The organism is Planctomycetota bacterium (assembly GCA_016207825.1).
Lineage (GTDB): Bacteria > Planctomycetota > MHYJ01 > JACQXL01 > JACQZI01 > JACQZI01.
Window position 1 is genome coordinate 114777 of record JACQZI010000007.1, and the last position, 12166, is coordinate 126942.

Sequence of the window (12166 nt, forward strand, 5' to 3'; positions counted from 1 at the left end):
CCAAGAAGCATCTGATTTTGCCAGATCAAGGTTAATATATGCAGAAGGAGTTCCACCTTTTAACATACGATACAGGTGTGAAACATCTCTTGTCCAAAAATCGGTCTTTCCTGTTCCGGACATAGATGTCTGTCTCCATGTGGCTTCTGCCGCATGGATGGCTTTTAAGCTACCGATAGCCGCTGTTTCGTTAGCAGCCTTTCTTGAAGCCAAAAGGTTAGGAATAGCAATGGCGGCGATGATAGCAATAATAGCCACCACGATCATCAGTTCTATCAGTGTAAAACCTTTGTTCTTCATTTCTTTTCTCCTTTTTTATTTATTATACTACTTTTCCCTTGTTTTAACTTACTTGTTTTCACCTCCTTTCATAATTTAAAACAAGGTCTTTTCTTAATTTACTTATATTATATAGCAAATATCGTGCCACCCTGAAAATCAATATATTGAGATATAACTCAATATATTAAAGCAATGACAAAATTGCGCACTAAACTTTGTAAATAGTGACAAAAATTGTCACTATTCTGCTTGATTACATGGCAAAATGGGCGAAGGCTTTATTGGCTTCCGCCATCTTATGCACATTTTGCTTGGTAAGAATTGCTTCGCCTTCGCCTTTATAGGCAGCGGCTAACTCGTCGGCTAATCTCAGATGCATCGGCTTGCCTTTTTTCTTCCTGGTCGCCTGAAGGATCCATCTTAACGCCAAACTTATCTGGCGCTTCGGAGGAACGCTTACCGGAACCTGGTAGGTTGCTCCACCGATTCTTTTTGATCTGACTTCTATTTCCGGTTTTACATTATCAATGGCTTTATTAAATATATCCAAAGGAGAGGCATCGGTTATCTTTTTGCCCACCTCGTCCAGAGCCTGGTAAAATATTCTTGAAGATGTGCTTTTCTTGCCATCCCACATCATGGAATTAATGAATTTGCTCGCCAATTTTGAACTGAACTTGTGGTCCGGCTTAACAAATTTCTCGAATGATTTAAACTTCTTTCCCATAGTATATTATTTCGATTTCCTTCCGTATTTTGACCGGCTTTGCTTGCGGTTATCAACTCCGGCACAATCCAAAACCCCGCGCAGGATATGATACCTGACGCCCGGTAAATCGCGGACCCTTCCGCCACGTATCATCACAATAGAATGTTCTTGGAGGTTATGTCCTTCGCCCGGGATATAAGCGGTAACTTCTTTATTATTGCTTAAACGCACACGCGCTACTTTTCTTAAGGCTGAATTAGGTTTTTTAGGCGTCATGGTTTTAACTATAACGCACACGCCTCTTTTCATGGGATTACTGTCTAAAACCGGAGATTTTGATTTATAAACCGGCGCCCGCCTCCCTGATTTTATCAATTGGTTTATTGTCGGCATACTGTCTTTACCTCTTTTATCTTTTCTATATTAACCAAAACGTTTAAGTATACTACTTTTCCCTAAAGGGTCAAGAAAAATCACACCTCACTTAAAAATTATTTATACATTAAAGTTTTGACAATCCGCTAATCATCTGTTATCCCTAACAATTCCCCGGTGTGAAAACCGGGAAAATATCACTTTTATGGCAGGAAAAATATTCCCGTTTGAAGGCAAGGCAAAAAGGAACCTCGGCGCTTTTGCCGCAGGGGCCGCCTGCAACGATACCGGCGAGGAGATGTATTCGCCTTTTTTAAGCTATTACGCCGGCAATATCCTGGGCGTAACCCCGGCCCAATATGGCTTTATCGAAGGCATCTCGGAAGCAATCAACCGCATCCTTAAAGGGTTTACCGGCTCACTTTCCGACCGCTGGGGCCGTAAAGGCCCGGTCGTCCTGGGCTATATCCTCATCGTCACCTCGCGCCTCTTATTAAGCTTGGTAAGAGGTTGGGCAGGATTCGTTCCTGTCCGGGGCTTGAGGCAAGTCGGACGAGCACTGCGCGACCCGGCTCGTGAGGCTTCCATTGCTGATTCCGTCCCCAAGGAACAGCGCGGGCGGGCATTCGGATTCCTCAACGCCGTTGATACCGTTGGCTCAGTCTTCGGACCGTTCCTCGGACTCTTTATCCTTTATTCGGCTACAAATGGATTTATAGATTTTTCCTTTATCACCAACCTCTTCACCCCTTCAAAACTACAGAGTGAATTCACGCCGGAGGCCTATAAATGGCTTTTTATGTGGGCGGGCATTCCGACAATCATAAGCGGGTGGATTATCTGGCTCTTCCTTAAAGAAACAGTCAAGCCGGAACCACTCCTGAAAACGCCCCTCTTATACGAAAAGCCCTCTATTCTCGCCAGGATGATTTCCGTGTTTAAAAATCAATACGCCGCGGTCCGCACCTATTTCAGCCATAAAGAACTGCGTTTAGTCACCATCGCCCATATGGTCCTGGCAATCAGCGCCGTCCCCATGCAAATGATACTTTTCTATGTCTATTCCAAAGAATCGGGATTGGAAGCACCCATCTCCGTGGGCGCGTTGCTTTTCATCACCTTCTCACTTGTCGAATTTATATCATCCTATCCGGCAGGTATTATAGTGGATAAGCTCGGCAGGTTTAAAAGCCAGGTCCTGGCGAACGGCCTTTGCATCATCGCGCTATTCCTGCTTGCTTTTATAAAATCACCCGGCTGGCTTCTTTTACCCATAATACTTTATTCGGTTTTCCAGTCTATGTGGATGGTCTCAAGAAGGAGCATCATTGCGGATTTAGCACCGCAGCACGCCCGCGGGGAAACGCTTGGGACATTCTCCATGCTCTACGGAATAACCTCGCTTCTTTCCCCGATTCTGGTCGGCATATTATGGGATAGTATTTCAGCAACCTTTGCATTTATGGCAATGGCATTTATCGCAGTTGGCGCCACGGGATTGCTTTTCATGGCGGAAAGGAAGAAGCGATGAAACTACTCCGGAAATTCCTCAATTTGAGATTGTCACGCTCCTTCGGAACTCGTCCCGCCTTGCGGGAACGTCATTACGACCCCGATGGATATCGGGGGAAGCAATCTCAACTCGCAGGACGAAAACAAGTTGGGAAATTTCTCCGCGTAATCTGCATAATCTGCGTCACCGCCCTGCTTTTAGCCGCGCCCTGCTGCTGCAAGCGCGACCCTGCTGAATCGCTTAAAGCATATCCGGACCTGGTACAGCCTCAAAACGATATAGCCGGCTTAAGCAATTTCGCAAAGTTATCGGATAATGTCTGGCGCGGCGCCCAGCCGGAAGAAGAAGGCTTTATCCAGCTTAAGAAAATGGGCGTTAAAACCGTCATTAACCTGCGCAATTTCCATTCGGATAAAGATGATATTGCCGGATTAGGACTGCAGTATGTCGAAATACCCTTAAACGCCGGCGATACGGACGAAGCCAACGTGGTTAAATTCCTCAAAGCCGTAACGAATTCAGATAACCTGCCCGTCTTTTTCCACTGCCAGCACGGCAGCGACCGGACCGGCATGATGGCCGCCATCTACCGCATATATGTAGAGGGTTGGGATAAGGAAAAAGCAATTGCCGAACTGCCTGTCTTCGGCTTCCACGAAATATATGACGATATCCGCGACTACATAAATAAGCTTGATATCGAATCGCTCCGCAAAAAGGTAGAAGCCGCCCCGCCGATTAAGGCGAAAATTATCCCTTAACGCCAGATTCCCATCACAATAGCTCCGGAAACTTATTATAAGTAAAAACATTTTGCTTGACCACGAAAGCTTATTCCGTTATAATCTCTCTATAAACACAACAAGAGTTCGCCTGCTTTGAGATGACAGCAACCGATCAAATACTCTTTAAGGAGCAGAATATCTTATGAGGAAAATTTATCTCTGCCTGCTGGTATTGATTGTTTTATTGCCTGTCGCTGCCCTTGCAGAGCAAAAAGATCAAGTGCAAAAGGCGCAGCAGGAAAAACTGGAAAAGCTCTGCGCAGATGCGACCGCACTCTATCAAGAGCAGAAATATAAAGAAGCGTCCGAACTATATCAACAAGCCGGCAAACTGCAATACACCAGAAAAGATGACGTCACCGAAGCTTTTTATAATTTAGCCTGCTGCTATGCCCTACTGGATGAAAAGCCCAAAACGATTGATTCTTTAGCTAAGGCGATTAAAAACGGGTTCGACGACCTTGACAGGATAACCGATGAAAAAGCCTTCGAAACCATTAAAGATAACGAGAAGTTCAAGGCGCTCCTGGAAAAACTCCCTAAACCGATAGTCGTATCGGACATAAAAGTGACCAAAACCAAGAAGCTGGAAAAAGACCTGGCGAATGACCCCTGGGAAGAGGCATATGAACTGGAAACGGAGCATTTTAGGATAGCCCTTGATTTGCCAGAAAAAGACGGGATTGCCTTGGCTCAACAGATGGAGTATCTTCTTGAAACAATCTGCCGGGTTTTTAAGTTTGACAAAGCTCTTTGGAAGAAAGTCAAAAGGAATTGTTATTTATTCAAAGACCTGGAACACTTTAAGAATATCAGGGATAAAACCAATGGTGATAAAGGTGCGGCCGGCGGCTATGTCGGTGGAGAAACCCTGGTGGCCTGTTCGACGGTCCATGGTTACGGTTTCCTCGACTTGATTCCCTTGCACGAGAGCACACATTTAATCATGAATGTAATGCTGGCCGGTGGCAATCGCGGTATAAATAAAAACTTCTGGGCGGTTGAAGCCATCGCGGTTTATATGGGAAGCATGAAAGATGAGGGAAATAATAAATTCAGCTTCGGCAACGCTCCGCTTTGGGAATTGAAAAAGGTCTTCAAAGAAAGAGGAAATGAAGTGGCGGACCTTATCGATTGGGATAAACAAACCCTTTACAGCGGCGCCAATAAAAGCAACGCTTTCATATTGTCATACGGGGTCTGCCATTACCTTTTCAATGCGGAAAGAAAACGCTACCGGAATTCTTTTTGCGAATATATCAAGCTGGTTTATAAGAAAGCCACTATCGATAAATCTTTTGAGGACATGGTAGGCATTACGCCTAAGGAATTGCAGGAAAAGGTAACCGCGCATATAGACAGTTTAAAATAACCACAATCAGGCGCCGCAAATTAACCCGTAGCCATCGCCTCTGCTGCTAATTCTTCCTCAACGGGAAGCGGCTGACCACCACCGCCTCCTCCGGCACGATTACCTGGTCGCCCTGGCTCAATTGCCGCTTCTGTTTTTCCGGCTTCTCTTTTTCTATCGGCGGCAAGGGATAAATACGCAGGACCGTCCCCTTTTTGGCGTCATCCTTGTTATTGACTAGGACCAATCCGGTCTGGACAGTCCCAACTAATGTGCAGGAAGTGACCACGCCCAGGTATTCGCCCCTGCGGCTGACCACCGGGTCGCCCGGCTTTATCGAACGCGCGCCGGCAGAGGTAATCTGGAACCGGGCAATCCTCCGCTTGGTCTTGGCTTCCTTTTCCAGATAGGCCTTGCGCCCGATAAAGAACGGCTTGTGGCGCTTGACAAACGAGCCGTAAACCGCCTCGGTCGGTATTACATTATTGCCTCCGGACAGCTCATGCCCGTAAAGCGGCAGACCGGCTTCTGTCCTCAATGAATCGCGCGATGCCAGCCCGCATGGCTTTAATCCGAACGGTTTCCCCGCTTCCAAAAGCATCTGCCAGAGTTTTACCGCCTGGTTATAATCCACAAACATCTCAAAGCCGATGTCTTCTCCGGTGTATCCGGTCCGCGCCGGGGTTATCTTTACGCCGCCTTTCAGCATAAAATCGGCGAATGAAGAACGCTTAAGATGCACCAGCCGCTCCTTGTCCTTCTCGCTTTCCATCAAAGACTGCAGAATCTGTATCGAGTTCTTTCCCTGCAGAGCGATATTGGTCAGTTTTCCGTCCCGTAAATCGGCAAGCTGAACCGTTCCTTCCAGCTCCATATTCGGGTTATCGCGGTCGATTATCACCTTGCGCTCATTTACCGCTTTGAACCACTGCATAATCTTTTCCGCATTGGAGGCATTGACCACTATAATGTAATAATCCTCTTTGACCTTGTAAAGGAAGGCATCATCCAGCACATCCCCGTCCGGAGAAAGTATGTAAGAATAATGCGCCTGGCCATTACGCATCTTCGGTACGTAATTAGTCGTTACCAAATCCAGGAACCTCGTGGCATAGGGTCCTTTGATTTCAATCTTCCCCATATGGGAAACGTCAAAGAGCCCGGCCGCCTCGCGGACTGCTTGGTGCTCTTCGCTCGCGCGCGTGTACCAGACCGGCATGGACCATCCGGCAAACGGAATCATAAAGTTCTTCTTGGTAAGCTTGAGGTGCTCCTCATAAAGCGCCGTCTTTCTCTCCCCTTCATAAGGCTTCTCCTGGAATTCCGACTTTTTACTTGTTACTTGTGACTTGTTACTTTTTATTAGCTCCTTCTGACCGATGAAATAGGGCTTGTTCTCATTAAACATCAGGTTAACTTTTGCACCCTCAACCCTTAAACTCTTAAACTCTTCATCTCTTAAACTCTTAATGACCACCGGTCCTTCCACTTTTGAATAAATATCCGCCTCATCAAAGAAGATATAGCCGTCTGACAGGCCCTTTAGCAAGGTCATCAGCTTATCCGCCTTGGAGCCTTCCGGCTTCACGAGATAATGCTGGTAGCCTTCGGGCGTATCAAGCAGGCGCTGGATGGTGGAATCGGAAATCGTGGCGCCTTTTTCATTAAGGAAGGATGCCGCGACTTCTGCGTTTTCCTTCAACTCATACATATTAATGCCCACCAGGCTCTGCAGGAACGCCGTGGCGCGCTCCCCGATAATTTCTATCGCCTCTGTCTTATGGGCCTTTGAACTGCCGGCTTTATTGACCGGGAACTTCCTGGCCAGCTCTTCCACTTCCTTCCGCGCCTCTTCCATTATTTCCAGCTTTATCTTTCCGCGCGTTATCCTGCCGGAAGAACAAATAATCTTAAACGGTTTTATATTGGTCAGGACTTTATGGACAATCGCGGCGACCTTTTCCATCTCCGCTTTGCCCATCCCGCGCTGGGAAAGTATCGGCGTCCCCAAGCGGATGCCTCTGGGCCTGGTGCCGGTCTCGTCTCCCGGCAGGGCGTTTTTATTACAGGTGATTCCGCATAAATCAAGAATGTTGGATGCCACATCGCCGTCAATGTAAATATCGCCCGGCATTTTGGATAAATCAATCAATAGCAAATGAGAATTCGTCCCGCCGTAGGCAAGCGTAAAGCCGAGCTTCTGGAGCGCCGCGGCAAGCGCCTGGCAGTTATCCACTATCCGCTTCTGGAGCTCCTTGAATTCCTTGGTCGCGGCAAGCTTGAAAGCGACTGCCTTGGCAAGTATGTTATTAAGGTGCGGTCCGCCCTGCTCTCCCGGAAATACGCCGAAATCTATCCGCTTGGCGACTTCTTCGCTGGTGGAAAGGATGATGGCGCCCCTGGGCCCGCACATCGTCTTGTGAGTGGTCAGCGTGACGACATCAGCGTGCCCGACCGGATTCGGGAAAAGGCCGGCAACGACCAATCCGGATGGATGCGAGATATCCGCCAGGAGCACCGCCCCCGGACGGGAGAAATTCGGTATCTGGACCGGCACCGCGCGCGCGATTTCCGCCAGCTTCTTCCAGTCTATTGACCATGGATACGCGCTCGCCCCGGCGATAATCATCTTTGGCTTGTGCTCCATTGCCAGTTGTCTTATAAGTTCATAATCCATCTTGCCGGTTTTCATATCCACCGTGTACGGCACCACTTTATATTGGCGTCCGGAACGGTTAAAAGGGCTTCCGTGGGTCAGGTGCCCGCCGTAGGAAAGCGCCATGCCCATGACTGTATCGCCCGGAACGACAAAGGCATTATAGACCGCGTTGTTGGCGGCCGCGCCGGATAATGACTGGACATTCACGGATATCTTATCCGCCGGGACATCGCTCGTGGCGAATATCTCCGCCGCCCTTCTTTGGGCAAGGACTTCGACGATATTGCAGAATTCCGCGCCCTTGTAAAAACGCCTGTCCCCGTAACGGCGGTGGAAGGCAAGGTAGCGGTCGTGGTCTTTATCTATCAGGTTACGCTCGTAGGTAGTCATGCGGATGGAGGGGTAGCCTTCGGCATATTTATTGGAATAAGGGTTATTGAGCGCGTCCAGCACCGGCTGGGGGCAGATGCTTTCGGAGGCAATCATAATGAGCTTATCCTCCTGCCGTTTGGCCTCTTCGCTTATCAGGGAAGAAACCTCGGCATCCAGCTTGGAAAGCTCCTCATCAAACAGGAAATTGTCTTTGGTCTTCATGGCTTTTTTTCTCCCGTCAATTCGTTGCGTTGTTGATTCCATTGTGTATCTCCTAAAAGCGGATACTATACACCGATAATAATTTTATATCAAAATATTTCGGGGATATTTTATGGGTTATCAAAAACTTTTCTCTTGACTATTGATTAGGAGAAGATATAATCGGCGGAAAGGATGATGCTACCAGCGAAAGAAAAATAGAGCCCAAATTAGGAAAATAAATTATGTCAGAACCACAGGATGATATTAAGAGATTGTTACAACAAAACGGCTTAAGCTCGAGCGACTTAGTAAATTTAATGTCAAAAACAAGGCAGCTAATCGAGAAAAATAATTTTAAAAATAAGCACCAAACTTTAAATTTATATTGCAATTGGTGTTTACATATTAAACTTTCAGAATCTATAAATGGTTATCGCATTTTAGAAGGCATTGCCGATGCTTTTTTAGAACATGACAAGCATGGTAGCAATGTTAATGCGTGTGATCGCATATGTGAAATTATATCACTTAAAGAATTGAGGCATGAATTCATTTCTTTGTATAAAACGTTTGGGATTAATCTTTCCTTATTTGAAAGTAAGCAAATATGGAGAGGCTTTTGCGGGTTGCTTTTAAAAGAATTGATAGAAAAACCCATTGAATTTCCTGATAAACAAAAAATAGACAAATCTCCTAAAATAAAATCAATCCTTGATTCCATTATGAACAAGACTAAAGGAACCGATTTAGCACCAACTAAACTTTATTTGTCTTGCGACGCAGACCATTTATACTGGAATGTAGAATTACTAACTAAAAAACATGTGACAATTAAAGGGCCTCTTGCGTTGACAGAAAAAGATAAAGATTTTCGCAACCCATAAAAATGACTCTTTTGTAGTCAGTGACTCTAGGTGAGTGCCTCACACCGCCCGATAAAAACCGCTGTTTTCTTCCCCCCTGTTGGCACCTTTGAGGACCCAATTATCTCCTCCGAAGGGGTTTTTACTACCTTGAAGGGGGTTTTTACCCGCCCATAAGGGCGATATTTCCCTGAATATAACCCATATTCACTGGAATATGACTCATATTCACCGGAATATAACCTGTATTCACTGGAATATAACTTATATTCACCTAAATATAGCTTATATTCACTCCCCTTCGGCTTATATTTACTTCCCTACAACTCGTAGGTATGCCCCCAGACTTTGGGGATAGATACCTTTTCTTTTGGGATGAATACCTTTCGCTTTGGTATAAATACCCTTTCAGTTGGTATCTATACCATTCCTATCGGTATGAATACCTTTTCCGTTGGGATGAATACCTTTCACTCTGGTATGTATACCTTTTCGGTTGGTATCGATACCTTTTCAATAGGTATGAACACCTTTTTCGTTGGTATGTATCCCGATACTGCCGCCTCGCTCCCCGCTTGGTTCAGGGAGCTTAGTCTATCCGGGCGAAAAGGACCACGTAATTCTTACCATACGCCTTGGCGCATTTCGGGCAGGTGGTGTAAGAGAAATACATTTTCTTAAGCGTCTTGCCCTTGGACTTGACATACTCCGCCATCTCTTTCGCCCACTTGCCGGCATGGTGATACGGGCCTTCAAATACCTTTGTCATAAACGTCCCGGAGAGCTTCGCCATCTCGGCACCCGGAACATCCCCGGCAACATCAATATAGATATCCGCTCCCCAAAGCGATTTCTCATCCGTCAGCATCAATTGATGCGGCGCCTGCGCCTTGGCTTTCTCAATCAGTTCCAGATTCTTAACTATCTTTTTGCCCATGTTCAAAGGGATATGCAGGAAGCTCGTGACATGGTCTTTGACGAAGGCCTTGTCGCGCCAGCTGATTTCTTTATCCTGCCACGGTTCGGGATTAAACGGTTCGCAGCACCCGGTTGGTTTTATTGTTTGCGTTTCCATCTTTTATCCTCCCGCCTTACTTAATGTTTAACAGCGACTTATGATACTGGCAGAAATCACAGTCTTCCGTGTAATCCGGAATCTTATCTCCGTCCAGGCACTCCTTCGCCTTAATAAGCTCCTTTTCCACCCAGCCGTCATCGCCTTTATATGAGTGTATCTCTATCACGAATTCCAGACGGCAGTTGAACGCCTCTTTTTCCTTCTGTCCGTTGCAATAGACAAAGTATCCGGTATCCGCCACCTTAAAGCCGTTCTTCCGGAAAAGCCACTGGTAAATTTCCATCTGCCGCTTCCAGCCCGCGTGCCATTCCTCATTCAAGGAAAGCTCTCCCTTTTTCGCGGTTGATTTGTAATCGACGATGCTTAACTCGCCGCCGTCATTCGCCCAGACATCGTCAATAGCGCCGAAGACCAGGAAGTTTGTCTTGGCGTGGTGGTGCTGGATGCCCTTGAAATTATTGCGCCAGTCGTCCATATCTTCGTGGCGGAAGGGAATCGCCTTTATGCCGTATTTTTCCATCAGGGGATGGGCTTTCGCATCTTTGCGGTAGATATCGAACTCGTTTTTCAGGAGCCCGTCCACCGCCGTATTTAATGTAAAGGGGGGCCCGTCGGGCTGTTTTACCCCCAGCCGCCGGTCCAGATAAAAACACCGCGGGCAGGACATGAAGTTTTCCAGCTTGGTCCGGCTGAATTTAAACGGTTCCTTTGATTTCGGGTCGTAGAGACTTGATTTCCTCGGCATATTATTTCCTTCTATTTTATTTAATTCGCTTAATCACCAAAGCAGATGCCCAGTTCCCTGCCGGACTGTATCACGTCGGAGTCCAGAGGCACGGTATTAAGCGCCTTGACCGCTTCTTCCAGCGGGACCGAGGTGATATTGGGCGGACGCAGGCAGACCATCTGCCCGAATTTGCCTTCGGCAATTAATCTCACCGCGGCAGTGCCGAAACGGGTTCCAACTAATCTATCAAAGGTAGTCGGGTTTCCGCCCCTTTGCAAATGGCCCAAGACCATTGAGCGTGTTTCACGTTTGGTGCGCTTGGCGATTTCTTCCGCGACATAATTGCCCATGCCGCCTAATAATTCAACGCGCTCTGCTGAGGCACCGGCTTTGACAATCCGCTGCCCGCCGGTCGGCTTGGCGCCTTCGGCAACGACCACGATGCAGAAATTGCGCTTGGAGGCGTAACGCCGTTCGACCTTCTCGCAGACTTTATCAAAGCTGAACGGTATTTCCGGTATGAGTATGATATCCGCCCCGCCGGCAACTCCCGCGTTTAAGGCTATCCAGCCGGCATATCGGCCCATCAGCTCCACGACCATCACCCGTTTATGGCTCTGGGCGGTGGAATGGAGTTTATCCAGCGCATCGGTCGCCGTGGAAACGGCCGTATCGTATCCGAACGTGATGACGGTGGCTTTTAAATCGTTATCAATGGTCTTCGGGACGCCGACAATCGGGAGACCTTTGTCTTTAAGCTGTTTGGCAATACTCAAAGAGCCGTCACCGCCGATAGCCACCAGCGCATCCAGCTTTAATTTATGGAAATTCTTAATGATTCTGTTGGAGACGTCTTTGACGACGTATTTATTACCGACTTTTACTTTATGCTGGAAAGGGTTGCCGCGGTTGGTCGTGCCCAGAATGGTGCCGCCCATATTCAATATGCCCATGATATCCCGGTCCGTAATCTTTTTCGCCTTTGAGGTATGCAAGAGCCCTTCAAAACCTTCCTGTATGCCGATAACTTCCCATTTGCGGTTAAAGGCGCTTTTCACCACGGCGCGGATAACGGCATTAAGCCCGGGGGCGTCTCCGCCGCCGGTCAGAACCCCGATACGTCTTATCTTTTTCATAAAGACTCCCTTTGTAATGTTATAATGTTGCAGTGTTTTAATGGTACTATCGCTGAATATCTTTGGCAAGAAAATTAGGATTGGTCTATTTAAAATATCCCTCATATAAACG

10 protein-coding genes and 1 pseudogene are annotated in these 12166 nt (G+C 47.1%); 4 read left to right on the plus strand and 7 right to left on the minus strand.

What is annotated here, in order from left to right; genetic code table 11:
- Window positions 1-219: 219 nt before the first annotated feature.
- The 3 genes and pseudogenes from HY811_02240 to HY811_02250 form a co-directional block, all read right to left on the minus strand.
- Window positions 220-300: pseudogene (locus HY811_02240) on the minus strand (prepilin-type N-terminal cleavage/methylation domain-containing protein).
- A gap of 235 nt (window positions 301-535) precedes the next feature.
- Complete coding sequence (gene rpsG / locus HY811_02245) at window positions 536-1009, minus strand: 30S ribosomal protein S7 (GenBank protein MBI4833626.1); 474 nt, start codon at window positions 1007-1009, stop codon at window positions 536-538.
- 6 nt (window positions 1010-1015) lie between these two features.
- A complete protein-coding gene (locus HY811_02250) occupies window positions 1016-1384 on the minus strand; it encodes a 30S ribosomal protein S12 (protein ID MBI4833627.1) in 369 nt (122 codons plus the stop codon).
- 187 nt (window positions 1385-1571) lie between these two features.
- Between HY811_02250 and HY811_02255 the strand changes: the two genes are divergently transcribed.
- The 3 genes from HY811_02255 (at window position 1572) to HY811_02265 (ending at window position 5036) form a co-directional block, all read left to right on the plus strand.
- Window positions 1572-2897 (plus strand): MFS transporter, encoded by a 1326-nt coding sequence (locus HY811_02255; GenBank protein ID MBI4833628.1) that lies wholly within the window; start codon window positions 1572-1574, stop codon window positions 2895-2897.
- Window positions 2894-3640: a tyrosine-protein phosphatase gene (locus tag HY811_02260; protein ID MBI4833629.1), complete on the plus strand. Its 747-nt coding sequence runs from the start codon at window positions 2894-2896 to the stop codon at window positions 3638-3640. Before HY811_02255 ends, HY811_02260 begins: the two co-directional genes overlap by 4 nt.
- Window positions 3641-3806: 166 nt before the next feature.
- Entirely contained in the window at window positions 3807-5036 is a 1230-nt protein-coding gene (locus HY811_02265; GenBank protein MBI4833630.1) for a hypothetical protein, read from the plus strand.
- Window positions 5037-5082: 46 nt separating this feature from the next.
- Here HY811_02265 and gcvT read toward each other — a convergent pair whose 3' ends face one another.
- Complete coding sequence (gene gcvT / locus HY811_02270; GenBank protein MBI4833631.1) at window positions 5083-8310, minus strand: glycine cleavage system aminomethyltransferase GcvT; 3228 nt, start codon at window positions 8308-8310, stop codon at window positions 5083-5085.
- A gap of 182 nt (window positions 8311-8492) precedes the next feature.
- On the opposite strand from gcvT, the gene HY811_02275 reads away from it, so the two are divergent.
- Window positions 8493-9134 carry a hypothetical protein gene (locus HY811_02275; GenBank protein MBI4833632.1) on the plus strand — a complete coding sequence of 214 codons (642 nt, stop codon included), beginning with the start codon at window positions 8493-8495 and terminating at the stop codon, window positions 9132-9134.
- A gap of 568 nt (window positions 9135-9702) precedes the next feature.
- Here HY811_02275 and HY811_02280 read toward each other — a convergent pair.
- The 3 genes from HY811_02280 to HY811_02290 are packed head-to-tail and all read right to left on the minus strand — an operon-like array spanning window position 9703 to window position 12054.
- Window positions 9703-10188 carry a hypothetical protein gene (locus HY811_02280; GenBank protein ID MBI4833633.1) on the minus strand — a complete coding sequence of 162 codons (486 nt, stop codon included), beginning with the start codon at window positions 10186-10188 and terminating at the stop codon, window positions 9703-9705.
- A gap of 16 nt (window positions 10189-10204) precedes the next feature.
- Complete coding sequence (locus HY811_02285) at window positions 10205-10936, minus strand: PD-(D/E)XK nuclease family protein (GenBank protein MBI4833634.1); 732 nt, start codon at window positions 10934-10936, stop codon at window positions 10205-10207.
- Window positions 10937-10965: 29 nt separating this feature from the next.
- Window positions 10966-12054, minus strand: a complete 1089-nt coding sequence (locus HY811_02290) for a 6-phosphofructokinase (protein MBI4833635.1) — start codon at window positions 12052-12054, stop codon at window positions 10966-10968.
- Window positions 12055-12166 lie beyond the last annotated feature (112 nt).

What these genes read in the sequence shown, in the direction of transcription:
- HY811_02290 (MBI4833635.1), bottom strand. Translation starts at nt 12,054, where the DNA reads ATGAAAAAGATAAGACGTATCGGGGTTCTGACCGGCGGCGGAGACGCC.
- gcvT (MBI4833631.1), bottom strand. Translation starts at nt 8,310, where the DNA reads ATGGAATCAACAACGCAACGAATTGACGGGAGAAAAAAAGCCATGAAG.
- rpsG (MBI4833626.1), bottom strand. Translation starts at nt 1,009, where the DNA reads ATGGGAAAGAAGTTTAAATCATTCGAGAAATTTGTTAAGCCGGACCAC.
- HY811_02280 (MBI4833633.1), bottom strand. Translation starts at nt 10,188, where the DNA reads ATGGAAACGCAAACAATAAAACCAACCGGGTGCTGCGAACCGTTTAAT.
- HY811_02255 (MBI4833628.1), top strand. Translation starts at nt 1,572, where the DNA reads ATGGCAGGAAAAATATTCCCGTTTGAAGGCAAGGCAAAAAGGAACCTC.
- HY811_02265 (MBI4833630.1), top strand. Translation starts at nt 3,807, where the DNA reads ATGAGGAAAATTTATCTCTGCCTGCTGGTATTGATTGTTTTATTGCCT.
- HY811_02250 (MBI4833627.1), bottom strand. Translation starts at nt 1,384, where the DNA reads ATGCCGACAATAAACCAATTGATAAAATCAGGGAGGCGGGCGCCGGTT.
- HY811_02260 (MBI4833629.1), top strand. Translation starts at nt 2,894, where the DNA reads ATGAAACTACTCCGGAAATTCCTCAATTTGAGATTGTCACGCTCCTTC.
- HY811_02275 (MBI4833632.1), top strand. Translation starts at nt 8,493, where the DNA reads ATGTCAGAACCACAGGATGATATTAAGAGATTGTTACAACAAAACGGC.
- HY811_02285 (MBI4833634.1), bottom strand. Translation starts at nt 10,936, where the DNA reads ATGCCGAGGAAATCAAGTCTCTACGACCCGAAATCAAAGGAACCGTTT.